Annotated in this window: 16 protein-coding genes and 2 tRNA genes; 11 read left to right on the top strand and 7 right to left on the bottom strand. The window is 38.4% G+C overall.

Features of this window, described 5'->3' with window-relative positions; all coding sequences use genetic code 11:
* Positions 1 to 217: 217 nt before the first annotated feature.
* From DRF67_RS02925 to DRF67_RS02905, 5 genes are all read left to right on the top strand, one after another.
* On the top strand, positions 218 to 1,813 hold the full coding sequence (locus tag DRF67_RS02925) for a histidine kinase (protein WP_228435720.1): 1,596 nt from the start codon (positions 218 to 220) through the stop codon (positions 1,811 to 1,813).
* A 109-nt stretch (positions 1,814 to 1,922) separates the two neighbouring features.
* Positions 1,923 to 4,508, top strand: a complete 2,586-nt coding sequence (locus DRF67_RS02920; RefSeq protein ID WP_115926500.1) for a zinc-dependent metalloprotease — start codon at positions 1,923 to 1,925, stop codon at positions 4,506 to 4,508.
* Between the two features lie 6 nt (positions 4,509 to 4,514).
* The gene (locus tag DRF67_RS02915; protein ID WP_115926498.1) at positions 4,515 to 7,847 is read left to right on the top strand and encodes a SusC/RagA family TonB-linked outer membrane protein; all 3,333 of its coding nucleotides are present in this window, start codon (positions 4,515 to 4,517) and stop codon (positions 7,845 to 7,847) included.
* 12 nt (positions 7,848 to 7,859) lie between these two features.
* Complete coding sequence (locus tag DRF67_RS02910; protein WP_115926496.1) at positions 7,860 to 9,179, top strand: RagB/SusD family nutrient uptake outer membrane protein; 1,320 nt, start codon at positions 7,860 to 7,862, stop codon at positions 9,177 to 9,179.
* A 74-nt stretch (positions 9,180 to 9,253) separates the two neighbouring features.
* The gene (locus DRF67_RS02905; RefSeq protein WP_115926494.1) at positions 9,254 to 10,018 is read left to right on the top strand and encodes a LytR/AlgR family response regulator transcription factor; all 765 of its coding nucleotides are present in this window, start codon (positions 9,254 to 9,256) and stop codon (positions 10,016 to 10,018) included.
* A 47-nt stretch (positions 10,019 to 10,065) separates the two neighbouring features.
* Here the strand turns inward: DRF67_RS02905 and DRF67_RS02900 are convergent.
* The 4 genes from DRF67_RS02900 to DRF67_RS02885 form a co-directional block, all read right to left on the bottom strand.
* A tRNA-Phe gene (locus DRF67_RS02900) sits at positions 10,066 to 10,138 on the bottom strand.
* Positions 10,139 to 11,085: 947 nt separating this feature from the next.
* A tRNA-Phe gene (locus DRF67_RS02895) sits at positions 11,086 to 11,158 on the bottom strand.
* Positions 11,159 to 11,267: 109 nt separating this feature from the next.
* Positions 11,268 to 13,109 carry a lysophospholipid acyltransferase family protein gene (locus DRF67_RS02890; protein WP_115926492.1) on the bottom strand — a complete coding sequence of 614 codons (1,842 nt, stop codon included), beginning with the start codon at positions 13,107 to 13,109 and terminating at the stop codon, positions 11,268 to 11,270.
* 22 nt (positions 13,110 to 13,131) lie between these two features.
* Positions 13,132 to 14,370, bottom strand: a complete 1,239-nt coding sequence (locus DRF67_RS02885) for an aspartate kinase (RefSeq protein WP_115926490.1) — start codon at positions 14,368 to 14,370, stop codon at positions 13,132 to 13,134.
* 482 nt (positions 14,371 to 14,852) lie between these two features.
* Here DRF67_RS02885 and fbp point away from each other — a divergent pair, with 482 nt between their 5' ends.
* Positions 14,853 to 15,869: a class 1 fructose-bisphosphatase gene (fbp, locus tag DRF67_RS02880; protein WP_115926488.1), complete on the top strand. Its 1,017-nt coding sequence runs from the start codon at positions 14,853 to 14,855 to the stop codon at positions 15,867 to 15,869.
* Positions 15,870 to 16,874 (top strand): o-succinylbenzoate synthase, encoded by a 1,005-nt coding sequence (gene menC / locus DRF67_RS02875; RefSeq protein WP_115926486.1) that lies wholly within the window; start codon positions 15,870 to 15,872, stop codon positions 16,872 to 16,874.
* Positions 16,875 to 16,881: 7 nt separating this feature from the next.
* Here menC and DRF67_RS21435 read toward each other — a convergent pair whose 3' ends face one another.
* Together DRF67_RS21435 and DRF67_RS02870 are read right to left on the bottom strand one after the other, a co-directional pair.
* The gene (locus DRF67_RS21435) at positions 16,882 to 17,052 is read right to left on the bottom strand and encodes a bacteriocin-like protein (RefSeq protein WP_165851729.1); all 171 of its coding nucleotides are present in this window, start codon (positions 17,050 to 17,052) and stop codon (positions 16,882 to 16,884) included.
* A 568-nt stretch (positions 17,053 to 17,620) separates the two neighbouring features.
* A complete protein-coding gene (locus DRF67_RS02870) occupies positions 17,621 to 18,751 on the bottom strand; it encodes an alpha/beta hydrolase (protein WP_115926484.1) in 1,131 nt (376 codons plus the stop codon).
* Positions 18,752 to 18,904: 153 nt separating this feature from the next.
* On the opposite strand from DRF67_RS02870, the gene DRF67_RS02865 reads away from it, so the two are divergent.
* The 3 genes from DRF67_RS02865 to DRF67_RS02855 all read left to right on the top strand — a co-directional run bounded on the left by DRF67_RS02865 (position 18,905) and on the right by DRF67_RS02855 (position 24,068).
* On the top strand, positions 18,905 to 20,578 hold the full coding sequence (locus DRF67_RS02865; RefSeq protein ID WP_115926482.1) for a glutamine--tRNA ligase/YqeY domain fusion protein: 1,674 nt from the start codon (positions 18,905 to 18,907) through the stop codon (positions 20,576 to 20,578).
* Between the two features lie 257 nt (positions 20,579 to 20,835).
* Positions 20,836 to 22,014 carry an MFS transporter gene (locus tag DRF67_RS02860; RefSeq protein WP_115926480.1) on the top strand — a complete coding sequence of 393 codons (1,179 nt, stop codon included), beginning with the start codon at positions 20,836 to 20,838 and terminating at the stop codon, positions 22,012 to 22,014.
* Positions 22,015 to 22,037: 23 nt separating this feature from the next.
* Positions 22,038 to 24,068 (top strand): TonB-dependent receptor, encoded by a 2,031-nt coding sequence (locus tag DRF67_RS02855; RefSeq protein WP_115926478.1) that lies wholly within the window; start codon positions 22,038 to 22,040, stop codon positions 24,066 to 24,068.
* Between the two features lie 142 nt (positions 24,069 to 24,210).
* Here the strand turns inward: DRF67_RS02855 and DRF67_RS02850 are convergent, their stop codons facing one another.
* On the bottom strand, positions 24,211 to 25,182 hold the full coding sequence (locus DRF67_RS02850; protein ID WP_115926476.1) for a YpdA family putative bacillithiol disulfide reductase: 972 nt from the start codon (positions 25,180 to 25,182) through the stop codon (positions 24,211 to 24,213).
* A 208-nt stretch (positions 25,183 to 25,390) separates the two neighbouring features.
* Here DRF67_RS02850 and DRF67_RS02845 point away from each other — a divergent pair, with 208 nt between their 5' ends.
* A complete protein-coding gene (locus DRF67_RS02845) occupies positions 25,391 to 26,032 on the top strand; it encodes a hypothetical protein (protein WP_115926474.1) in 642 nt (213 codons plus the stop codon).
* Positions 26,033 to 26,157: the final 125 nt, after the last annotated feature.

The following is a 26,157-nucleotide window of genomic DNA, read 5'->3' as shown; positions in this document are numbered from 1 at the left end:
ATCAAAACTGTTGTGTTTACAGCAGTTTTTTATTTTGTACCTAAAAAGTAAAAGTTTTGTCGGGAAAACAACCTGTTGATGGCTGGTTTCATATTTATAAATAATTCACTTTATGGTCCTGAAATCTTTGTTATATCTTTGCAAACGAATAATTTATCTGTAAAGGAAATAAGGCAAAAGCAAATTCTGTCTGAATATTTCTTTGAAGAAAAGAAGAATGCTGAAGAAATTGAAGATCAACTTTAGGCACACCTTATCCCAAAAATATTTTTTTATCGCTGCCCTAACTGCCTCACTGATTGCTGTGGCAGCATTTGCTGTTTTAAGTCTTCTGATTACTGAAGACAGCAGGAAAAATACGGATGATTTTGCAAAAAAAACATTCTTCCGGAAATATGAATCGGTGGAACACGAATTTAGAAATATCGAGGACTATCAGTATCTTCTTCGTGCACTGATCCAAAAAGACGGCCTGAAAAATTACAAAGACTATTCATCTGTATTAAACGATCTAAACAAAAAAAGAAATCTGCTTCCCTATAGCTGGTATTATTATGAGAATAGTACTACCGGAACATCTGATACCAACAATCCTTTGGCTGAGGTTTTCAAAAATAAAGAAAATGGGAATAAATCAATCGTCATCCAAAATAACGGCCCCGGACATTTCCGTGATCTTCTGGTGACCCGCAAAGACAGTATGTATTGGGTAAGCTATGATTCTTTGATGCTGAAGGATAAAAGCAGGTTGTTTTATGGCTCAACGGTAAGTCTTGATGATCTTCACCAGTATTTTATCAATGTGGATAAAAGTTCCAATACCTATGCCTATGTTTTTACCCGCGAAGGAATTTGCATTACCCATCCGGAAAAGAAGTACATCGGTAAAAGTATTTTTGATTTTACTGATATTAAAGCCAAAGATACCCTATGCAGTACCACTACAGCAGGATATACCAAAGGTACAGCCCTTTCGGAATACCTGGGGGTAGAGGTAACACGGTTCATAAAACCATTAAAGACCGATAATTTTGAAGGATACACCGTGGTGAATCATGTCAATTTTATTATTGATGAAAATATTAATAAAATAAAGGCCTATACGGTTTATATATTTCTGGCCGCACTGTTTCTAATCGTTACAGTTTTTATCCTGTTTCAGAGATCCGCCCATATCGCATACCGGGAAAAAGAAAAAATACAGTCTGAAAAAAATCTGCTGCTGGTAGAGAACGAGAAAATGCATAAGGCAGAAGTGATCAACCAGCTTCAGCAGCTTAAAAATAATATCAATCCGCATTTTCTATTCAATTCCCTGAATTCTCTTTATATGTTGATTGGGATCAATAAAGACAATGCTCAGAAATTTACCATGAATCTTTCCAAGATTTACCGGTATCTTATAGTGCCTCCCAAAGAAAACATAGTTTCCGTTGCTCAGGAAATCAGCTTTATCCAGAAATATATGGACCTTTTGAAAAGCAGGTTTGATGAGGAACTGAGGTTTAGTTTGGTAATTAATGAGGAGAGCAGCCTTGAAAAAAAAATACCCTATCTCTCTTTGCAGATTGTTACCGAGAATGCAATAAAACATAATATAGCAACGATAGATCAGCCGTTGGAGATTAGTATAATGGTAGAAAAAGATGGAATTACTGTAAAGAATACGTGGCAGCCCAGAACAGAAACTGTCCAGGGAGAAAAGTTCGGGATTAATTATTTGAATCAGGTTTATGAATATTTTAGGAATAATTCTCTTCATATTTCTTTAGAAGGTGAATATTTCGTATGTTTTTTACCTTTATTGAAGTAAAAATTTAATCCATTCACTCCCGAAAAAACACCTTTCACTCCCTAATACTATCATATGACTTTCTATACCTATAGCTTTGCGGCTGAAACTAAGATATTTACTATTTGGAATGAATCGGACTATTTTAATGAAGAATTACAGACTGGCACTGTACTTAGGACTTGCTGTAGCCTCACCAATGGCCATGGCACAAAAAAAAGATACGGTAAAGGTCAATAAAGAAAAAACAGAGAAAGCAGATGTTTCGGCATCAAAAAAAACAAAGAAAATCGAAGATCTGGTCAAAAAAGGGACTTACAAAAAAGGACTTTTTAATACCATCCAGGTAAAGACAGATGTTTATTTTGAAATCCCTGACAGTCTTATGGGACGCCAGTTTCTGGTAGTCAACAAATTGTCTCAGGTACCCATGCAGGTAAATGAGGCTGGCCTGAACAAAGGAATGAATTATGAAAATAAGGTCATCTCTTTCTACCGTGACCGTGTTGCTAAAAAAGTATGGGTTAAAACGATGGTCCCAAGGGTATCATCTCCTAAAAACGATGCCATCACAAAATCTGTAAAAGACAACTTTTCAGAATCTGTGATTGAGGTGTTTGATATTGAGGCACAAAACAGTGATTCTACTGCTGTAGCCATCAAAGTAAACAAAATTTTTGATGGAAATCAGAAGAGTTTTAATGATGTACTGGCCAATGTAGGATTGGGAGGATCGGTGAAATCCAGCCTTTCTTATATAGAGGGAGTGAAGACATTTCCTCAGAACCTTGTTGTGAAATCCCAGCTGTCTACCTCTGTGAATGAAGGTGGGGTAGATCTTCCGGTAACCCTTGGTGTGACCACGAATCTTGTTTTGCTTTCCCAGACCCCGATGAAGCCTAGAACAGCAGATTCAAGGGTGGGTTTCTTCTCTGAAAAACACTGGTCATTCAGCGATCGTCAGCAGAAAATGGACGAAAAGTATTTCATCACCAAATGGAATCTTGAGCCGAAAGATGAAGATAAAGAAAGGTATTTGAAAGGGGAGCTGGTAGAACCTAAAAAGCCGATTATCTATTATATTGATCCTTCCACTCCAAAGCAGTGGCGGGAAAAAATTATTGCCGGAGTTCATGACTGGCAGGCTGCCTTTGAGCAGGCCGGATTCAAGAATGCGGTCATTGCAAAGATGCCGGATGAGAAAGACGAGGACTTTGATATTGATGATGTGAGGTATTCAGTGATTACTTATGCCGCTTCGCCAAAATCTAATGCGATGGGCCCGTCCGTTGTAGACCCGAGAAGTGGTGAAATTATAGAAGCCGATATTATCTGGTGGCATAATGTAATGACCTCTCTTCACGACTGGATGAGAATTCAAACAGGACCTATAGATGCGAAATCCCGTGGTAATAAATTCAGTGATGAGCACATGGGAGAAGCTATCCGTTTCGTTTCGTCTCACGAAGTAGGGCATACTTTCGGATTGAAGCATAATATGGGAGCTTCCTTTGCTTTTCCGGTAGAGTCTCTACGTTCAAAAGAGTTTACGGATAAGATGGGAGGTACTGCCCCTTCTATTATGGACTATGCCCGTTACAATTATGTAGCTCAGCCGGAGGATGGCGTAACGGCAATAACTCCGAAAATAGGATTGTATGATAAGTATGCTATAGAATGGGGGTACCGTTGGTATCCGGATGAATTTGCTGAGAAAAAAGCACTCAGAAATCTTATTGAGAAACATGAGGATGATCCCATGTACTTCTATGGTGAGCAGCAAAGCTACCTGGAGACCATCGATCCGCGTTCACAGTCTGAAGATCTGGGTGATGATGCCATGAAGGCCAGTGAGTACGGAATGAAAAACCTGAAGGTAGTGTTGAACAATCTGTTACAATGGACCTATGAAGACGGAAAAGAGTATACGGATGCCGGAAAGCTTTATCTGGGTGTGATCGGACAGTGGGATCTATATACAGGTCATGTGATGGCAAATGTGGGAGGAATCTATCTGAACAATACTGTTTTCGGAAATAAGAAAAAAGCCTATGAAGCAGTTCCGGCAGACATTCAGAGAAGAGCAGTGTATTATCTTGTGAAAAATGCGATCCATTTACCGGAATGGTTATTTTTCAATCCTATCACGGAAAAAACGTATCCTGTTAAAAACTCACCGATGGGGCCGTTTGAGCAGACTCCGTATACCTTGGCAAGAGGAATGCAGTATGCCAATATCTACTCCCTGTTTATGGATGACAGACTTCTGAGACTTCTAGAAAACGAATTAAAACATGAAGTTTCAGGTTCCAAAGATGAGATCTATACCGTTGAGAATTTATTTGATCAGGTAAGAACGGCAGTTTTCAGTAAAAAAGAAAGTCTGAGTATTCTTGAAAAAATGGCCCAGAAAAACTACGTAGATGCTCTGATTGTTTCTGTCAATAAATTATTTGAAAAAACAGCAGTAAAAGCATTAAAGGCGGACAACACCCTGAATATTCCAACGATCTGTAATTTCCATGAAGAAGATCTCGGTCTGAGGAATATCAATTACTCATCGATGAAAAGGGTGTCTGAGGTGACCACCTATAAGAGAGCGGAACTTCAGAAAGTTCTGGACTTGCTGAATAGAACCAGATACAAAGGTGATGATTCCTCAAGGGCTCATTACACAGATTTAATCATTCGTATTGAAGAGGCTTTAAACAAATAAACAGCTATGAAAAAAACTCTAATACTTTTACCTCTTTTAGCTGCTCAGGTTGCGTTTGCTCAGGAAAAGAAAACGATTACAGGAAAGATAGAAGATGGTAGTACTTCCGGTGCAATTGCCGGGGCATCCATAAAAATAGAAGCCCAGTCTGTTTCTACAAAAACGGATTTGGACGGAATTATTGAAAGTGTATCCGTAGGTACAGTATCCGATAAGGACGGAAAGTTTATACTGGAGATCCCGGCAGGTACCAAATCGATATTGGTAAGTTATCCGGGATATGAATCCAGGATTATTCTCATTAATGAAGATAAAACCAATTATACGGTAAGACTGACATCTGAGGTTTCAGATAAAAATAAGATCCAGGAAGTGATCATTACCGGATATCAGAAAATTGAAAAACGTAAGCAGACTTCAGCAGTTGCTACGGTAAAAATGGATAATATCAGCCAGGCTGGGGTAGCGAGTGTAGACCAGATGTTGGCAGGGCAGATTGCAGGAGTTGCTGTGGCTCCTCAAACCGGAGCTCCGGGCGCTCCTACGAAAATTAGAATTCGTGGTACGGCTTCACTATCCGGTCCGCAGGATCCACTATGGGTAATTGATGGACTTCCATTGGAGGGGAATGATGTGCCGAACTTTACGGATAAAGACAATATTGATCAGCTCCAGAACTTTTCCATTGCAGGATTAAACCCTAACGATATTGAGGATATTACAATTCTGAAAGATGCGGCAGCAACAGCTATTTATGGGGCAAGAGCGGCAAATGGGGTAATTTCCATTACAACAAAGAAAGGAAAAAAAGGAAGCATGAAATTAAACTTTTCAGCAGATACCTTTATCACTGCCCGTCCTGATTTTGACCGACTTAATCTTTTGAATGCCAGCGAAAAGGTAGATCTTGAACTGATGCTTGCAAAACGTGCAGATCTTACTTACCGCGCAGACAAGGGTGAAGTCATGAGAATTTTAACGCAAAACCACCAGCTGGAAGATTATAGAGCAGGAGGATTGGAAGCTTTGAATCCATTGACACGTCAGCAACTTAATTCTTTAAGAAATAATACCACAGACTGGGGTAAACTGTTGTACAGAAATGCCATCAACAAACAGTATGGTGTAAGTATTTCCGGAGGAAGTGATACTTCAGATTACTATTTCTCACTAGGGTATTTTGACGAAGAAGGAACAACCATTGGTACAGGCTTCAAACGTTATAATCTTACATTAAAAAACAACTATAAATTAAGCGATAAGCTCAATGCGGGGATCTCTATTTTCGGTACTCAAAGTGAGCGTCAGTCATTCATGACGGATGCTGACGCAGCAGCAAGCCCGGTTAATTATTCAAGAAATGCCAACCCTTATCTGAACCCCTTCAATCCGGATGGAAGTTACAGATATGATAAAGATATAGATGGTTTTGCAGATACCTATGTTCCTTTCAACTTCCTGGAAGAAAGAGAAAATACGAGCTATACGCTAAAGAATCACTCGTTAAAGGCGATATTGGATTTAGAGTACAAAGTATCCAAAAACCTCAAGTTTACCTCACAGTTGGGAATTCAGTATGATACCAACAAGACGGAGAAATATGCAGGACAGGAAACCTACTTTACAAGAAAAATGAAAGAGGCCACCCGTTACTATAAAGATGGAGCTTACCGATATTTCTTACCTGCGGGAGACATCAAGCAGAACTGGGATAATGACTTCTTTCAATACAACTGGAAGTTACAGGGAACCTACAATACAAGAATTAATTCTGTACACGAAATTGATTTGATGGCGGGGACAGAACTTCGTAAAACAGAAGATAATACAACACTTACCAGAGCTTTTGGTTATAATAAAAATACGAGAACGGCAACGCCGATTGCTTTCCCTAGTGCCAATTTTGCGGCAGAGAAGAAGTATGAAACCTACCGTGAAATGCCACCTGTAGAAAATGCCTATGCATCTATGTTTGCTACAGCTTCTTATACCTATGATCAGAAATATACTTTCTTTGGAAGTGTGAGATACGATGGAACCAACTTATTTGGGGTAAACAAAAAGTATAAATATCTTCCTATATGGGCTGTTTCAGGTTCATGGTTGGTAACGAAAGAGAATTTCATGAAGAATCTTACTCCCGTTTCCAATCTTAGACTAAGAGCTTCCTATGGTTTGCAGGGGAATATTGACCGTAATACTTCACCATTCTTTATTGGTGAATACAGTTATGCAAATATTCTTCCGGGAATGAGAGAAGATGTGATCAACGTGATCAGCCCGCCTAATGATAAACTTCGTTGGGAAAAAACAACCAATGTGAATGTTGGACTTGATCTGGGATTATTCAATAACCGTATAAATCTTACTGCTGATGTGTACAGCAGAAAAGGAACGGATATGATCAGTATGAAAGAGACGCCCCTTGAAACAGGTTTTGAATATACAATGATGAACTGGGGAAGTCTTACCAACAAAGGTTTTGAATTGGCATTATCTACCAGAAACATCAACAAGGAGAACTTCAAATGGTCTACCACTATTAACTTTGCTCACAACAAGAGTAATGTTATTAGCGAACAGCCTCGTGACAATGCGATGCTCCCATCCAGAGAAGGGCTTCCCGTAAATGCTGTTTTTGCGCTAAAGACTGCTGGAATGGATGAAAACGGAAACCCAATGTTCTGGAAAGGAAATGAAAAGGTTTCTGCTGCAGATTTCTTCAAACTTTATGATGTATATGCAGATTTTCTTCCGGGTCAGCTTGTTGATACGAAGCTTTCAAACGAGGAGCTGAGAAACCTGTTCACTTATGTAGGAGACAGAGATCCCAAGTTTACCGGAGGGTTAATCAACACCTTCAAGGTTCGCAATTTTGACCTTACTGTTGCTGCAACTTTCAATTTCAAGCAGACCGTAATGCGTACTCCGTCTTACAGAGGAATGGAATTCGACAGAGGTAGAAACTATACGAGAGAAATATATGAGGCAGGAAGTTCATTACCAGGAATTACAAGTGGTGATATGGATGCAAATCCTGATGGCTGGATGGCTAACAAATGGTTTGCGGGTAACCGTTCCAACACCTATGGTTTGCTTGATATATGGGCTAAAGAAGTAAGTTATGTAAGAATCAGCAGTATCCGTCTGGGGTATACACTTCCTAAAGAATTTACTGCGCCTATGGGAATTACAAGCCTTAGACTGAGTGTAGAAGGTCGTAACCTTTTTGTCTTCAGTAATGGGTACGATGGATATTTTGATCCGGAAACTTATGGTAATATTTATGCACAGCCTATTACCAAGTCGGTGACAATAGGATTTAATGTTTCTTTTTAAAACTTGAAAACAATGAAAAAAATAACTACAATCGTAGCATTAGCAGTAATCAGCTTTAGCAGTATAGGATGTGATCGGTTTTTAGATATACAGCCTGAGGGAAAAGTGATCCCGGTCACTGTTGAAGATTATCGTAAGGTTCTTACATCAGCTTATGCAAAATATCCGTCCCACAAATCGCTGTCAGTACTTCGTACAGATGAGGTAACGATCAATGAAGAGTTAAATGAATTTAATGTGTATCGTGAAATTGCAATGTGGAAGGATACCAATAATGATTCGGCGACCGCAGAATTTCCATGGGTAAAGTTTTATTCAGTGGTTTTTTATCTGAATCAGATCATCAATGAGGGAAGCAAAACGATGCAGGATTCTCCTGAAAAACAACAGATCCTCGCTGAAGCTTATGCATTGCGTGCCTATGTATACTTTGATATGGTTAATCTCTATGGAAAGCCTTACAACAGTGCTACAGCTTCTACAGACAGAGGAGTTCCCATCAATCTTGAAATGGATCTGGAAGCTGTGTTGAAGCCATCCACTGTACAGGAAGTGTATAACCAGGTTCATGCAGACATGAGCAAGGCGGAAGGGCTTATGGTAGAGCAGCAGCAGAATGCAGGGGTCAACTACAGATTCTCAAAGGTGGCATTAACCGCTTTACAGGCCAGAACAGCTCTTTATGAGGGGAATTGGAATAAAGCATTAGCCTATGCAGAGCAGGTACTTGCCGTAAAAGGAGAACTGAGTAATTTAAATACTGGTACGACAGCCCCTCACCATTATATGTCTGTAGAGTCTATTATGGCTTTGGATGATGTATTTGATAGTGGTGCACAAAACCTGTCCTTTGCCTCTTCTGAATTGATCTCAAAATACAATGATACTACCGATAAAAGATTTAAGATTTATTTTGAAAAAAATGGCAGCCAATATAAAATCATTAAAAAAGGAAGTTCTGAGTTTAAAGTTTCTTTCAGAACGGCTGAAATGTATTTTATAAAATCTGAAGCATTATTGAAGCTTGGTAAAATTGGTGAGGCAAAAGAAACACTGTTGAAAGTGTTGAAAAACAGATATACGCCGGAAGGGTATACTTCAGTTCAGAATGTAATTACTCCAATGAGTGACTCAGAATTCATGAATTTTATTCTTGATGAAAGGTTCAGAGAGTTTGCAGCAGAAGGACATAGATGGTTCGATCTGAGAAGAGCTAACCAGAAAAAAATAGTACATACCATCAATGGTAAGGAATATATTCTTCAGCAGAATGATCCCCGATATACCATTGAATATCCGATGAGTGCGAAGAGGAATAATCCTAATTTATAACATTTCATATTAACAACCCCTGAAACCGCTTGAACTTTATTGTTTTAGCGGTTTTTTCGTACTTTTGTACCGTTATGAAAATTGCCATTATTGAAGACGAACTGCTGGCTGTTAATTATCTCAGAAATCTTTTGGATAATCAGAGCATAGTTCCTGTTACTGAAACAGTTGTTCTTCGGTCCAAAAAACAGGCAATTGACTTCTTCGGGAGCAGTTCTACTGATCTTATCTTTATGGATATTCATTTGGGCGACGGGATGAGCCTGGAGATTTTCGAATCTGTGGAGCTTTTTACGCCAATTATTTTCATAACTGCCTTCGATGAATATGCCATGAGGGTATTCCGGCACTTTACTATAGATTATCTTCTGAAACCTTTTGAAGAAGAGGATTTATACAAAGCCTTAAATAAATTTGTTTCCATTAGAAACAATTTTGATCCCGAGCCGGTCCTCAAATCAATTTCTACCCTGCGGCAGGGAGAAGATTCCGGTATAATGAAGCGTTTTATGGTAAGGGAAGGAAACAAACTGAAGTCAATAGATGAGCATCACACCGCTTATTTCTTTGCTTCCGGAAAATACCTTTTCCTGACCACAATGGATAATCATACCTATATCTACGATGATACGATCAAAGATATTATTCACAAACTAAACCCGCAGGTTTTCTTTAGGGTAAACCGTAAGTTTATCATCAATAAAGAAGCGATTACAGAAATTATTAAGCATTCCAGCCAGAAAGTAGAATTAAAGCTCTCCCCAGAACCTGAGGTCAATACTGAAGTCTTTGTCAGCAAAAGACAGATAACGGATTGTCTGCAGTGGTTGAAGAGCTAAGAATATATAACAACAAAAAAACCTCTGACTAATCAGAGGTTTTCAAGTGGTTTCTCCAGGAATCGAACCAGGGACACATGGATTTTCAATCCATTGCTCTACCAACTGAGCTAAGAAACCATTATATTTTTGTTTGACTTACTTCGTTGTTTTAAAGTGATGCAAAAGTATAGGAATTTATAATACTATGCAAGTTTTTTTGCTATTTTTTTTAAAAAAAGGGGAGGTCTTACTTCTTTTTAAAGGCAATTAATTGCTGGTCAATATTTTAATTATAAGCTTTTTTTATTCTTTGTTATTCCAGGGTTAGCAATTGTTCGGTATTCAATACAAATGAGCAACAAGGATAACAGGACAGGAGACAGTGTCCATGATATTCTTTTTCAATTTTTATCTTTTGAAAGGCTTTAAAGGCGTTTATGATAGATGATGAGATGATGATCTTCGATTTTAATATATAAGTAAAAAATTAACCACAGATTGCACAAATTCCCACAGATGTTTAAGTATATTTTTCAGAGGTTTTTTCCAATTGGCTCAACCCAATAAGAACTATTAAAAATAGTTGTTAGTATTCTTTAATCGACCTAGGAATCAGGAGCGTTAATAAACCTTTAAGGTTCGCCGATTCAAATTAAAATAAAAAATCAGAGGCAAAATTGATCTTGAATCCGTTAAGAAATTTCAAGTGTTTGAGCATGGCCACACAATTGAGTCGAAGAACCAATGTTGAATCCATGCGAGTTTGGAAATTTTAGGAGGCAAGGTCAATTTTTAGCGGATGATTCCAGTCTTGAATTTTTGTATATTTTTGCTTTAAGGCAAAAGTATAATAGGAAAAAAAATCGTTTCTCCACAATTTTTATACTTGATCCGATTTCACATTTGGTAGCTGGAGTACCATTATAATTAAATAGTTCATAATTACACCCGATCCATAAATTAGCCACAACTTTTGATAAATTCTAAAATTCAAGATTTAGAACGGAGTCAATGCAAATTTGCAGGCTGCCGCCTTTAAGAATAATATATACAAAAAAACCTCTGACTAATCAGAGGTTTTCAAGTGGTTTCTCCAGGAATCGAACCAGGGACACATGGATTTTCAATCCATTGCTCTACCAACTGAGCTAAGAAACCATTATATTTTTGTTTGACTTACTTCGTTGTTTTAAAGTGATGCAAAAGTAGTAAGTTTTGGTATACAAAGCAAGTATTCATCGTACTTTTTTTGAGTGAAACTAAAAACTTATTGATTATCAGTCGGATTATTTTCCTGCTCTTTTCTTATTTGATCACTCATTTCTTCTAATACGGGTTTTATCGTACTTTCAGGAAGGTCACTGATCCGGATATACATCAATCCGTCGATGGCGTCATTAAAGTTCGGGTCAACATTGAAAGCAATCACTTTAGCATTTTGCTTGATGTATTTCTTGATCAGAACAGGTAATCTCAATTCAGGCTCCAGATCGTCAATGATTTTATCAAGTTTGTTTAGATCGGACTCCATTTCGTCAAAGAAAAGACTTTTATCGCGGTCACGAAGCTTTACTTTATATTCATTCCTAGGTGTGATATACTGGGCAACAGCAGAATCGAAATAGTTGGAACGCATAAACTCAATCATCAGTGATTTTGAGAATTCGGAGAACTTATTGGAGATGCTCACCCCACCCATCAGGAATTTGTGATCAGAATTTCTCAGACACACATGTACAATTCCTCTCCAAAGCAGGAAGAGTGGCAGCGGCTTTTGCTGATACTCCTGGCAGATATAGGCACGCCCCATTTCTATTACCTTTTTAAAGAAAGGATGAATGTCCTGTTCAAATTCAAACAGAGAGCTTGTGTAAAAGCCTTTGATGCCATATTTCTTCATTACTTCTCTACCTAATGCCATCCGGTAAGCGCCTGCAAGTTTTTTCTCAGCGTTGTCCCATAAGAACAAATGATGGTAGTGCTTATCATATTCATCCAGGTCAAACGGAAGGTTACTGCCTTCCCCTACTGCACGGAAGGTAAGTTCCCTCTGTCGGCCGATTTCCCTCATAATAGAAGGAATTTCCTCATAGGTGGTAAAGTAGATTTCATAATTTCCGTTACTGAACAGCATCCTATCAGTTCCTCTCAGCTTATTGACGTCACTGATAATGTCTTCTAAAGGCGTTTCGTCGATAATGTTCTGAACAATATTTTCTTCCTTCAGTAAAGGAAATTTAACGTATAAATTCTGAAGATTGATGCTTTGGGCAAGAGATTTCCTTTTTTCGTAGTAAGACTTCATCATGTACACCTTACGTTTAAGAAACTCACCCAATTCTTCAATGGTTTCCATTTCATCCATGGCCTTTACCGTGATAGGACGCCCGATTCTGATCCTGATTGGCTTTTCCCTGTCGTTCATCATTTCTGCAGGCAGCATCAGGGTCTGCAAATTCGGATGCAGTTTGGCGACCTGATAAAACAAACGGCTGTTCTTGGCATGGAAATACATAGGAACCACCGGCACCTTAGCCATTCTGATTAGCTTAAGTGCCGTTTTTTCCCATTCTTTATCAAGGATCTCTCCGTAAGGATTGTTTTTATTGGAAACTTCTCCAGCCGGAAAAATACCTACACAGCCTCCATTCTGTAAATGCTTGAGCGTCTCACGCATGCCTGAAGAACTGCTGTATGCTTCTTTTTTGTTTTCAAAAGGGTTTACAGAGATCACATACGGCTCCATCGGCTTGATTTTTTCCAAAAGGAAATTACCCATCACCTTGAAATCCGGACGAACCTCTGATAAGATCTTACACATTAAAATGCCGTCAATAGCACCCAGCGGGTGGTTCGAAACCAGAATAAACGGTCCTGTTTTCGGGATTTTTGCGAGATCTTCTTCAAAAGCTACATAGCTTAGGTTTCTTTCTCTTACAAATGAGTCGAAAAAGTCTTTGCCTTCCTTATCTTTTAGTTTGTCGTATAATTTATTTACTTCGTTTATTTTAGCAATGCTCATCACAGCAGATGCTACCGGATTCTTGAGGAATCCAATTTTACTTAAGCCGGAAGCTTTGATCAGATCGTTTTTCGAAATTAAACTCATGTGTGTTTAGTCGCAATTAATATTATTGTGTTACCATTTGAAGTGTATTCTTGGAAATTTGTTCCAATAATACATTTTTTTCCTGGTAAAATTTATCAATGTGATCCATCTTCGCATTTCTTACTGTGAATAAAGATACATTTTTAATTGCTTCAGTTTTAAAAATTTTTTGAAGCTCTTCGTTGAGTTCTTCCAGTTGATTAAATTTATCTTCAAGGCATAAAGCCAGTGATATCGCAGAATTCTGCATCAGGGAAACTTTAATTTTGTACTTGGATAAGTATCCGAAAATCAAACTCATGTGATCTTCCGCTATAAAGGAGAAATCCCTTGTGGAGATTTTCAACAGCGCCTGATCTTCTTTTAAAATATAAGATTCTTCCTGTTGATTTTTATCAGAAGCCCCCACTTTTGTTCCTTCTTTAGTAGGATCTACGAAAGACTTTACATAAAAAGGAATGTTTTTCTGTTGTAGCGGCTGTAATGTTTTCGGGTGAATAACACTTGCTCCGTAATACGCCATTTCAATAGCTTCCTCATAAGAGATATTGGAAAGCAGTGATACATCATTGAATTTTCTCGGGTCACCGGTCATTACTCCCGGTACATCTTTCCAGATCGTCATCGCTTCAGCGTTGAGACAATACGCAAAAATAGCAGCAGAGTAGTCTGAGCCCTCTCTTCCTAAGGTTACCGTAAAATTATTGTCATCAGATCCGATAAAACCTTGGGTGACATAGCAGATCTCAGGATTCAGACTCGTAATAAACTCTTCCGTTTTTACCCAGTCTACCGTTCCTTCTCTATACGAATTATCGGTCTTTACATAATCTCTTGCATCCAGCCACTGATTGGTAAACTGGATCTCATTCAGATACTCACTTACGATTTTAGTAGAAATCATTTCGCCGCAGCTTACAACCTGGTCATAGACGAAATCGTAGTTGGGAGACTTGTTTCTTCTTAAAAAAGAGTCAAGGTCATCGAAAAAGAGATTGATTTCAGCAAAAACAGCATGGTTTTCAGGAAACAGACCTTCCGCAATCTCAATGTGTTTTCGTTTTATCTTTTCAATCTCAGTTTGATAGTTATCTTTTTTGAAATAAAGTTCTACCACTTTTTCCAGCTCATTGGTCGTCTTGCCCATTGCTGATATCACCAGCAAACACTTGGCAAATCCCTGGCTTTGTAGAACCATGGATACATTTTTCACACTCTCGGCGTCTTTTACAGACGCTCCACCAAACTTGAAAATTTTCATTAAATTGTTAAAAATAAAATTGTTAGATAAAAAAAGACATGAGTTTTTTACGGACGTCAAAATTATAAATTTACAACGAGATATGAAATAGCCCGATGATAGGATGGAATTAAGATTTCCTTAAAATAATAAAAGTGTCGTAACGATAGGATTGAGAAGGGTCTTTGGGCCGTGCCTGATCAGTATTTCAGTATCACTTTGGTGAAAACGTATTAATAGGTTTAATGGGTTGAAAGGTAATTTGTTATATTTTTGTATTATCTCGTGTTATCTGCTTCATTTCAAGAGAATCATAAAAGCTATTTTGAATTTATGGTCATTCTTGAAGGCCTAATCCGGAACTGTTTCCATCTGCTATTATTTCAAATAAGCTTATGTTTTGTATGTATCGTGTTGATAAACAGGTTGTAATCTCTTTTATAATTAAATTTTCTTAATGTGATAAATTTTCCGAAATTTGGGAAAAACGTAAAAAGAAAAATATGTCAAATCAACCATTACAGACTTTAGGAGAATTTCTTATCGATAAACAGGACGATTTTCAGTATTCCACAGGGGAATTTTCTCGTCTTCTGAGTGCAATAAGATTGGCTTCGAAAGTGGTAAACAGAGAAGTAAATAAAGCCGGAATTGTAGATATAACAGGAGCTGCCGGAAACCAGAATATTCAGGGAGAGGAACAGCAGAAGCTTGATGTGATTGCGAACGAAATTTTTATTACGGCTTTGTCTCAGAGAGAGGTTGTTTGTGGTATTGCTTCGGAGGAAAACGATGACTTTATCGATATCAAATGTGGAGAAAACGGTCATTTAAGTAAATATGTAGTGCTGATTGATCCGTTGGACGGATCTTCAAATATTGATGTCAATGTTTCTGTAGGTACTATTTTCTCTATTTACAGGAGAGTTACAGAACCGGGAACACCCGTACAGCTGGAGGACTTCTTACAAAAAGGGGTTAATCAGATTGCTGCAGGGTATGTCATCTACGGATCTTCTACGATGATTGTGTATACAACAGGAAACGGAGTAAATGGCTTCACGCTGGATCCGTCCTTAGGAACTTATTACCTTTCTCACCCGAATATGACTTTCCCGAAAACGGGTAAAATCTATTCTATCAATGAAGGAAATTACATCAAATTCCCTCAGGGAGTGAAAAATTACCTTAAATATTGCCAGATGGAAGAAGGCGATCGTCCCTATACGTCGAGGTATATCGGTTCTTTGGTGGCAGATTTCCACAGAAATATGCTGAAAGGGGGAATCTATATTTATCCTTCTTACTCACAGGCTCCAAACGGAAAATTAAGATTATTATACGAATGCAATCCAATGGCATTTCTGGCAGAACAGGCAGGAGGGAAAGCTACCGACGGCTTCAGAAGAATACTTGAAGTTGAACCAACAGAACTTCACCAGAGAATACCATTTTTCTGCGGAAGCATCGCGATGGTAGAGAAAGCAGAAGAATTTATGCGTATTGACAGCGTGAAATAAATGGAAGCAAAGTATTTAAAATATCTTTTACAGTTTAAACGCCCGAGTGGAACATCTCGCGGCGTTTTGCTTGATAAAGAAACCTTCATTCTTGAAATTTCAGAAAATGGACGGAAAGGAACAGGGGAGTGTGCCGTTTTCAGAGGACTCAGTTTTGATGACCGGTCAGATTATGAAGAAAAACTGGAATGGCTTTGTGAAAATATAAGCAGAGCCCCGGAATTTTTAAAAGAAGAGCTGAAAGAATTTCCCTCCATATGGTTTGGGTATGAACAGGCTGTTCTCAATCTGAAGTATGGGGATGCAATCTATTTTCCAAGTGAGTTTACCGCGGGAAAAGCTGCGATTACCATCAATGGACTGATCTGGATGGGAGATGCTGACTATATGGAAGAACAGATCAGAGAAAAACTTGACAAAGGATTTCACTGTATTAAATTAAAAATTGGAGTCGACTGGAAATCAGAACATACTATTCTTCAGAAATTAAGAAGGAAATTTTCCGAAGATCAGCTGGAGCTTAGAGTAGATGCTAATGGAGGTTTCAGTACAGAAGAAGCAAAGGTTGTTTTGCAGCAACTTGCAGATTTACATATTCACTCTATTGAACAGCCCATTAAAGCTGGAAATTGGAACGATATGGCAGCGTTGTGCAAAGAAACACCTACCCCGATTGCCCTGGATGAAGAACTGATTGGGATAACCGATCCTCTGGAAAAGAAAAAGCTTTTACAAACTATACAGCCTCAGTATATCATTCTGAAGCCAGCCTTAGTAGGGGGCTTTGCCGGTTCCGATGAGTGGATTTCCCTTGCGGAAGAACAGGAAATAGGATGGTGGATCACTTCAGCACTGGAAAGCAATATAGGATTAAATGCCATTGCCCAGTATACTTTCACAAAAAAAAATCCAATGCCACAAGGTTTGGGCACTGGAGCTTTATTTGTCAATAATTTTGAATCCAGCTTAGATCTCAGAAATGAGCTGTTGTGGTTCAAAAAATAATCGAAAATTAAGATTGAAACGGAGGGGGTGCATCCTCACAGGTTGGATTGTTCCAGTGGTCAGCATCCCATTCTCTGCAGCATCTTTTTCTTGGATCCCAATTGTTGCATCCGATAGGAATGATTCCTCCTTTAATTGTTTTCAATTCTCTGTTGTTTAATTTTTTCAGATTTTTCATAGCTAATATTTTGATTTAGAAGTAAATATCGAAAACTTTTCTCAATTGTGCAATATTTTACAATATGTTTTATAAATATTTAACTAAGTGGTGAATTTTATTAATGGTTAATAGATGGCTTATCTGGTAAAGGTCAGTAAAGTTGATTCGGCGTTTTGTATCCTCAAATACAACATCAGAATTGAATCTTTGCATAAAATTCATTCACCGGTCTACATATTCTAGTCCCCAGTTTTATCCTTATGCCCTCACAATCTAAAGGTCAAAAAAAATCCCTCCAATAAATCTGAAGGAATTATAATCGTATTCTGATTTGTTCAAATGATAGAGTAACAGTAATGTCGGATAAATGATAGTTTTTAGAAGTTTATTTTTCGGTCAAACCACATCTTTTACGAAAATTGTTTTCTTTATATACATTACAATATTGGAAAACTGCCTTTTAATCTTTTTCATGATAAAAAATTGTAAATCTCTGAATTGGGAATTAGCAATTTTTATGCCATGGTTCAATTTTGCAGAATTTTTAACGTTAAATTCAAAGTATATGGTTTTTTTAGACTAAAAATTAAGAAATAATTGTGAAAATATTTTCGCTACTCTTCACCCTGTTACTGATCAGGTTCCGATCTATTCCATATAAATTTTGGAAAATATCATTCTGAACCTGTGAGCTGGAAAGATAACCCCAATGGTTACCAATCTCAAATTTGAAACTGTTGAGAAGATCATCTTTTACAAAGGTGCAATCAATGACTGAAACTATATCTTTAAACTGTTCAAGATCCCCCGGACCGTTTTTACCCAGTCTTGGAGTGAGAATGTTTTTAGTGAATTGAGAGATTCCTAAAATGACGTCCTGTCTGTTCAGATAAACAGAAATCCTGTTGGCCAGTAACGGAAGTTTGTTGAACGAATCTTCACTGTCCTCAAATACTTTATAGGTAACATCCGCATTCAGAAGCAGCACCTGGTCAATGACTCTTAAAATATTTTCTCTCTTAAGACTGTACAGCATGCTCTGGAGTACCCTGTTTCCCATAGAATGCGCCATAATATGAATCCTTTGGTTGCAGGGAATAAGATCACGGTTGGAGAAAATATCTTTTAAAAACTGGGTATAAAAGTAAAACAGCCGCATCAGTGAGGTTCCCGAATTGATGCTGGAAGCTTTATCATCAAAATAGGTAAGGGGAACAATGCTGCTGGAAGCGGGCCAGCTCACAAAAAGGATGTGTTCAACCGGAGATGCAGGATTGTCTATAAACAGTTTCTTAAGATCAATAATAGCCTTTAGTTCATCATCAAAATCATATGCATACCCGTGGATGAAGATCAGGACGTCACTTCGGTCCTTTGTGGAAGACATATGGGTATAAAGTTCATAAAACATCCTTTGGGTGCCCCCCAGATTATTCGCTGTAAGAGACGATTTTCTGATCCCTTTTTCATTCAGTAAAACCTCCAGAACTTCTTCATATCCTTGTTTTTCAGGTTCGGAAAACAGCTTGTAGTTCAGAATGTTTCTGTTCGTATAGTCTTTCTTTTTTCTGGCCTGGGCGGTAGGCTCCTTATACTCATCAAAATCACATTTTGCAATTCTGAAATTAGGAATCGAGTATTCATCATTGGAAAAAGAGTCTACTCTTTCACCTTTATGACGGACGATTTTACGGTTGCTTAAGATGTAAACGGCCATGATCGGTAATTTGGTAAATGGTTTCTAGCTTTTCCTAAATTAGTGAAAAATACTGAATTAGTATAAATTCCACTTTTAAATTATCACTTTCAGAAACGCTTATTTTTCCGTAACTTTGTGCAACTTTTTTTGCTAAAAACAAAAGCTAATTTAATGGAAGAAGAAAAAAAATCACTCAATTTTATTGAGCAAATTATTGAAGATGATCTGGCAAACGGTCTGAAAAGAGATCAGATCCGTTTCCGTTTTCCGCCTGAACCGAATGGTTATCTGCATGTAGGGCATACCAAAGCTATCTGCATCAATTTCGGCCTGGGCGAAAAATACAATGCTCCCGTAAACCTTCGTTTCGACGATACGAACCCTGAAAAAGAAGAACAGGAATTCGTAGATTCCATCAAGAAAGATGTGGAATGGCTGGGTTTCAAATGGGATAAAGAATTGTATGCATCCGACTACTTCCAGCAGCTTTACGAATGGGCAGTACAATTGATCAAAGACGGAAAAGCTTATGTAGATGAGCAGCCCTCTGAAGTGATTACCGAGCAGAGAAAAAATCCTACAGAACCTGGAGTGGAATCCCCATACAGAAACCGTCCGGTGGAAGAGTCTCTGGATCTGTTTGAAAGAATGAAAAACGGAGAATTCGAGGAAGGAACAATGTCACTTCGCGCAAAAATTGATATGGTTTCACCGAATATGAACATGCGTGATCCTGTGATGTACAGAATCCTGAAAAGACCTCACCACAGAACCGGAACGGCGTGGAAGATCTATCCGATGTATGACTGGGCGCACGGTGAATCCGATTATCTGGAGCAGGTTTCCCACTCATTATGTTCATTAGAATTTGAAAACCACAGACCACTTTATAACTGGTACCTGGAGCAGGTATATGACGAAAACAAGGTAGCACCTAAGCAGAGAGAATTTGCAAGGATGAATGTTTCCTATATGATTACGTCCAAAAGAAAATTGCAGAGACTGGTTGCTGAAGGGGTAGTAACCGGATGGGATGATCCTAGAATGCCTACCATTTCGGGAATGAGGAGAAAAGGATTCACTCCTACTGCCATCAGAAACTTTATTGAAAAAGTGGGGGTTGCCAAAAGAGAAAATCTTATCGAAATCCAGTTGCTTGATTTCTGTGTACGGGAAGACCTGAACAAAGTGGCTAAGCGTGTAATGGCGGTTGTAGATCCTGTAAAATTGGTGATCGAAAATTATCCTGAAGACAAGGAAGAATGGCTGGAAACTGAAAACAATCCTGAGCAGGAAAACGCAGGAACCAGAGAGATTCCTTTTTCAAGAGAACTGTATATTGAACGTGAAGACTTCAAGGAAGAAGCAAATAATAAATTCTTCAGACTGAAATTAGGGGGTGAAGTTCGATTAAAATCGGCTTACATCATTAAAGCTGAAAGAGTAGAGAAAGACGAAAACGGAGAAATCACGACGATCTATGCTACGTATGACGAGAAGAGTAAGTCAGGAAGCGGCACAGAAGAGAGTTTGAGAAAAGTAAAAGGAACTTTACACTGGGTTTCTGCAAAGCATGCAATTCCTGTGGAAGTAAGAATTTATAATCAGTTGTTTACAGTGGAACAGCCAGATGCAGAAAAAGATGTGGACTTCTTGAACTTTATCAATCCTGAATCTGTAACTACTGTAAAAGGTTTCGCAGAGCCAAGTCTGAAAGAAGTGGCGGCCGGAGAACCTTTACAGTTTCAGAGAATAGGATATTTTACAAAAGATCAGGACTCTACGGAGGAAACATTGGTATTTAACCGTACTGTAACTTTAAAAGATTCTTATAAACCTGAATAGTTCAGCCTATATAAATATATGAAAGCAGGACTTACCATAAGTCCTGCTTTTTTTTTGGCCTATCAAAAAAACTGTTGATTTCAGGATACAGATGATAGTCTCTTCTTATGGTTGTTATTTATAAAAAAATGTTTTAAATAAAGGGGTTTGAACTGTTTTTATCTAATTTAGTAATCTCAAATTCCCTCCAAAATAGTATTGTGAAACTTATTAACTTATATACAGGTTCTTTTAAAGGACTCTCGCAGGAGAGTTGGATGCTGGCGTTGGTAATGCTCATCAACAGGGCGGGGTCTATGGTACTTCCATTTCTGGGAGTATATATGACCAATCATTTGCATTTCAGTATAGAAAATTCAGGAATTGTGCTGAGCTTCTTCGGAATAGGTTCAGTAATCGGTTCATGGCTGGGAGGAATGATTACGGATAAAATAGGCGAATACAGAGTACAGAGCCTGAGCTTGCTGCTCAGCGTTCCTTTATTCTGTTTAATACCGTTGTTTACAACAGAAGCAGGGCTCGCAGGAATTATTTTAGCACAGAGTATTGTAAGTGAGACGTTTCGTCCCGCCAACTCGGTAGCCATTACAAAATATGCCAGACCTGAAAACATTACCAGAGCCTTCTCTCTGAACCGTATGGCGGTTAATCTGGGATTCTCTATTGGTCCTGCACTTGGAGGTATCCTGTCTGCTATTTCCTATGAGTTTCTCTTTTTCAGTAATGCATTGGCTGCACTATTGGCAGGGCTGATGTATATATGGTTTTTCAGAAAACGCGCCAGACTGGCTAAAGCAAAGGCAAAAAAAGTAAAAGAGGCAATAGCTGTTAAAAAGGAAAGCTCACCATACCGGGATAGTAAATTTATTGTATACTGCATATTCTGTATGCTGTTTGCCATATGCTTTTTCCAGCTGTTCAGTACCCTGACGATTTTCTACAAGGATACAGTGCATATGAGCCAGCAAAACATAGGATATATCTTGGGATACAGTGGTTTTCTGATCGTGTTGCTGGAAATGGGGCTCGTGCAGGTAGCAGAGAAATATTTCACCTTGGCATTCACCATGCTGATAGGGACTTTCCTGTGTGGAGTTTCCTATGCGATGCTGGCATTTGATTACAGTATGGTAGCATTGATCGTTTCTATGACGTTGCTTTGCGTTGGAGAGATATGGACGCTGCCTTTTATGTCCACCATTACAGCCCTTCGTTCTGGTGACCGTAATAAAGGTGCCTATATGGGGCTAAATGGAATATCCTTTTCCGTCGCTTTTATTGTTACCCCTTATGTAGGAACACTAATTGCTGAACGATTCGGGTTTACGGTTTTATGGATCGGTACCGGAGTTCTGGCGGTCATTATTGCTATTGCTTTTTATTTTATTATTCCATGGATGTTGTCTGAAAAAGTTTCAAAAGAAGAAATAGTTTAAAAATCATTGACTAGTTTTGCAGAATGGTGAGGCTCTGTTTTTTATTCTTTATCATCTGCTCTTCCTTTTTCTCTTCCCAAAAGAGAGATTCTGCTGAACTGATTTCGGAAGTTACTATTGATGCGTATCGGAAACCTGCTTCTTATATCACCTCCACAAAATCGGTTTCCGTAGTTTCAAAAGAGCTTTTGAATCAGAATATTCCGGAGCGAATGTTGGAGTCCATTAATCAGGTTGCCGGGGCAAGAATGGAAGAACGTTCACCGGGCAGCTATAGAATTTCTGTACGTGGAAGTACTTTAAGGTCTCCTTTTGGGGTTCGCAATATCAAAGTCTATCTTGATGATTTTATTCTATCCGATGCGTCAGGAAATACATACTTTAATCTGATCTCTCCTGAACTGATCAACAGGATGGAGATTTATAAAGGTCCCGAGGGTGGAGACTTTGGTGCGGCTACAGGAGGAACTCTTCTTCTGCAGACAAGGTCTTCAGAAAATAGATCGGCGCATCTTTCTGCAGGGAGCTACGGCACCTTTAATCAGAGTTTTGATGTTTCGAAGCAGGCTGGAAATCATTTTTTTGAAATTTTTCAAAATTACTACAGAACAGACTCTTATAGAGCACAATCTGCTGTTGAGAGAAAGCAAATCTTCCTTAAGGACCGTTTTCAATATTCTACAAAAGGTACGCTGAATGCTATGGTCCTGTGGTCTGACCTGGATTATGAAACACCTGGAGGTCTTACTTTAGATCAGATGTATAGTGACAGACGGCAGTCAAGACCTGCGACGACGACACTTCCCGGAGCAAAAGAACAAAATGCCGGAATTCGCAATAAAATGATTTTAGCAGGACTCTCACACCAGTACAATCTGACTCCTGAATGGTCTCACTTTGTTTTGCTGCAAGGCTCTTATGTGGATTTTGAAAACCCTTTTATTACCAATTTTGAAAACAGGTTCGAAAGGAATTTTGCATGGAGAACACATCTTACTTATGAAAAAAAATGGAACAACCTTGCTTTGGCGTGGAGATTGGGATTTGAAGGGGGAGTGAATACTATTTTCATTAAAAACTATGACAATAAAAGAGGATCGGAGGGAAATGCTCAGAATTTTGACAGGCTGCAAAACAGTTCAGGGTTTTATTTTATCTCTCAGAAGGTGAATTTTGGCGAAAAGCTATTTACCGATCTGTCTTTAAGTCTTAATTATAATAGGTATCAATGGGAAAAGCTGTTTCCAGTTGTTGAAAGCGGGAATGTTCATTTTAAAAACCAATGGCTCCCCAATATAGGACTTACCTACCTGATAGGAAAAGGCTTTTCAGTAAGGGCGAAAATAGGGAAGGGGAATTCTTCACCCACCAATGAAGAAATCCGGTCTTCGAATCAGGAATTTAATTTCAGCCTGGTACCGGAATATGGATGGAACAAAGAAATTGCTGTACGTAAGCAGTTTGGGAATTTATTTTTTGTAGAGGCCGGTTATTTCGACTTCAGAATGAAAAATGCAATTGTGAGAAGACAGAATGAAAAGGGGCAGGAGTTTTTTATGAACCAGGGAGGTACCATTCAGAAAGGAGTAGAAGTACTGCTGGAATCAAAAAAAATCAACTTACAGAATACTTTTTTCAGTCACTTTAAATTGAGACTGTCAGGAAGCTTTTACCAATTTGAATTTGAAAACTACAAACAGGGGAATACGGACTTTTCCGGGAATGATGTGACAGGTGTTCCTTCAACAACAGTGAACAGTTTACTGAATTTTGTATTTTTCAATAAGCTTTCAGTAGATTATTCGCATTTCTATACTTCGAAAATTCCTTTGAATGATGCCAATTCCGTTTGGGCTGAATCTACCCTAATCGGAAATATCCGATTTGGATTTCCTGTTAAGATTGAAAAAACAGATATGGACGTATATCTTCAAATTCAAAACCTATACAACAGTGAATATGTTTTAGGTTTTGATACGAATGCTTTTGGAAACAGGTTTTATAATCCGGCAGCCAAGCGCAGCTTTATCGCAGGAGTTAAGGTTAATTTTTAAATTCTTTTGTATAGCTAGCCTGTGTATGCATTGTTGAGCGCTGACAGTTACAGATAATAGGCAGGTTGTACTACATCTTATTGAGTTGGTAAAGCATTGCCTCAATCGTTTATACACATACTTGTGATTCCTTTTTTGAGTATTACTTCCTTTCCTTGGCGAGAATATTTTTTATAATCATATTCGCATGAATCCTTGAATTCTCGATGAACCAGAGATGCGTATCCATTCCACCACAGACCACTCCGGCAAGATAAAGATTTTTAACATTGGTTTCCATCGTTTCAGGATCATAAAAAGGATTAAGACAGTCACCGGTCAGGTCGATGCCTGAATTTCTTAGGAAGTCGAAATCGGGCAGATAGCCGGTCATCGCGAGAACAAAATCATTTTCAATTTCATGAACCTGATTGTTTTGATCCTTAAAAATAACTGTGTTTTCTTTAATCTCAGTCAATGCACTGTTAAAGTGAGCGGTAATGCTTCCCTCTGCAATTCTGTTTTCAATATCCGGTTTTACCCAATATTTTACACTTTTTGAGATCTCAGAATGACGAATGATCATGGTGACTTCCGCCCCTTTTCTGTAGGTTTCAAGAGCAGCATCCACTGCGGAATTGCTGGAGCCTACTACTACAATCTTCTGTCTTGCATAAGGGTAGGGTTCCGTATAATAGTGTTTTACTTTCGGAAGATCTTCGCCGGGAATATTCATGGTATTCGGAATATCATAGAATCCTGTGGCAATAACTACATTTTTGGCCCGGTACTTCTTTTTAGAGGTTTCAACTTCAAATATATCATGGGCTTTCGAAACACTTTGTACCTTTTCATACAGATGGATATTCAGATCCTTTTGTCTGGCGATGCCCTGATAATATTCCAGAGCTTCCTGTCTGCCCGGCTTAGGAGCAGTGGAAATAAAAGGAACTCCGGCAATTTCCAGTTTCTCGGCTGTTGAAAAGAAACGCATATACAACGGATAGTTATACAGTGAATTGACAATAGTTCCTTTTTCGATAATTAAGTAGCTGAGATTGTTTTCCCGGGCTTCAAGTGCACAGTTCAACCCGATAGGTCCGGCTCCGATAATAAGAATATCCAAAATTTCCATATAACAAAGGTACGATGTAATTTGGGAAATAGAAAGTGAGACATGCACAGAGGGATAACAGATTTAGAGAGTAAAGGTTGATATAGTTTTGTTTTCACAATGTATTGTGATGTTCCGATGCTGAAATGCCAACTTCCAGCGTATCAATAATCCGGATATCGGCGTGGCATCAGTTTTGGTGCTTTTTACCTATTGTAAAAAATTGAATATGAAAAAAATACTGATTTCAGCATTAATATTAGGAGTGGCTGTTGCCTGTAAAAAGGAAGTAGGAAAACCGGTTCCTAATGAGATTGATACTTTGACAACGGCAATAACGGACAGTACGGCTGTCATTAAAAATAATGCTGTACAAGAAGAAGCACTGAAGAAAGCCAATGATGAGGTTTTACAGGCTTTGAAAAATAAAGACTATAAAGCCTTTGCTTCCATGATTCATCCTGAAAAAGGAATCCGCTTTTCAATGTATGCCTTTGTCTCACTCAAAGAAGACAAACATTTTTCCAAAGCTGATTTTGAAAAATACCAGCCTACGAAAACACTCTTCACATGGGGAGCGATGGATGGTTCCGGAGATCCGTATAAAGCGACAATTAATGATTATCTGGGCAAATGGGTTTTTTCCAGAGATTTTACCACGTCACAATACACCTTAAATAAATTTACCGGTAAAGGAAATTCCCTGAACAATTTAGTGGAAATCTACCCCAAACATGATTTTACAGAAAACTATCTGAAAGGAACAGAAAAAAACGGTGAGATGGACTGGAAAACCCTGCGATTTGTATTTGAGGAATTCCAGGGGAAATATTATCTGATCGCCGTGGTGAATGACCAGTGGACGATATAGGAATTAAAAATTAAGAACTAAAAATTAAAAATTTAAAGTGGGGAGCGGGCAGCTGTATTGGATCAGGATGATTTTAAGTACTCATATCACAGTATTTGATGATACAACTTTTTTACAGCCGCTTG

This window comes from Chryseobacterium pennipullorum, from assembly GCF_003384725.1.
GTDB lineage: Bacteria > Bacteroidota > Bacteroidia > Flavobacteriales > Weeksellaceae > Chryseobacterium > Chryseobacterium pennipullorum.
Note: the sequence above shows the minus strand (reverse complement) of the source record. Positions and strands in the feature narration are given on the sequence as shown.

Excerpts from the sequence above, each read along its gene's own strand:
- DRF67_RS02910 (WP_115926496.1), top strand. The coding sequence starts at position 7,860 with ATGAAAAAAATAACTACAATCGTAGCATTAGCAGTAATCAGCTTTAGC.
- DRF67_RS02860 (WP_115926480.1), top strand. The coding sequence starts at position 20,836 with ATGCTGGCGTTGGTAATGCTCATCAACAGGGCGGGGTCTATGGTACTT.
- DRF67_RS02920 (WP_115926500.1), top strand. The coding sequence starts at position 1,923 with ATGAATCGGACTATTTTAATGAAGAATTACAGACTGGCACTGTACTTA.
- DRF67_RS02885 (WP_115926490.1), bottom strand. The coding sequence starts at position 14,370 with ATGAAAATTTTCAAGTTTGGTGGAGCGTCTGTAAAAGACGCCGAGAGT.
- DRF67_RS02870 (WP_115926484.1), bottom strand. The coding sequence starts at position 18,751 with ATGGCCGTTTACATCTTAAGCAACCGTAAAATCGTCCGTCATAAAGGT.
- DRF67_RS02905 (WP_115926494.1), top strand. The coding sequence starts at position 9,254 with ATGAAAATTGCCATTATTGAAGACGAACTGCTGGCTGTTAATTATCTC.
- DRF67_RS02890 (WP_115926492.1), bottom strand. The coding sequence starts at position 13,109 with ATGAGTTTAATTTCGAAAAACGATCTGATCAAAGCTTCCGGCTTAAGT.
- DRF67_RS21435 (WP_165851729.1), bottom strand. The coding sequence starts at position 17,052 with ATGAAAAATCTGAAAAAATTAAACAACAGAGAATTGAAAACAATTAAA.
- DRF67_RS02855 (WP_115926478.1), top strand. The coding sequence starts at position 22,038 with ATGGTGAGGCTCTGTTTTTTATTCTTTATCATCTGCTCTTCCTTTTTC.
- DRF67_RS02865 (WP_115926482.1), top strand. The coding sequence starts at position 18,905 with ATGGAAGAAGAAAAAAAATCACTCAATTTTATTGAGCAAATTATTGAA.
- DRF67_RS02925 (WP_228435720.1), top strand. The coding sequence starts at position 218 with ATGCTGAAGAAATTGAAGATCAACTTTAGGCACACCTTATCCCAAAAA.
- fbp (WP_115926488.1), top strand. The coding sequence starts at position 14,853 with ATGTCAAATCAACCATTACAGACTTTAGGAGAATTTCTTATCGATAAA.
- menC (WP_115926486.1), top strand. The coding sequence starts at position 15,870 with ATGGAAGCAAAGTATTTAAAATATCTTTTACAGTTTAAACGCCCGAGT.
- DRF67_RS02845 (WP_115926474.1), top strand. The coding sequence starts at position 25,391 with ATGAAAAAAATACTGATTTCAGCATTAATATTAGGAGTGGCTGTTGCC.
- DRF67_RS02915 (WP_115926498.1), top strand. The coding sequence starts at position 4,515 with ATGAAAAAAACTCTAATACTTTTACCTCTTTTAGCTGCTCAGGTTGCG.
- DRF67_RS02850 (WP_115926476.1), bottom strand. The coding sequence starts at position 25,182 with ATGGAAATTTTGGATATTCTTATTATCGGAGCCGGACCTATCGGGTTG.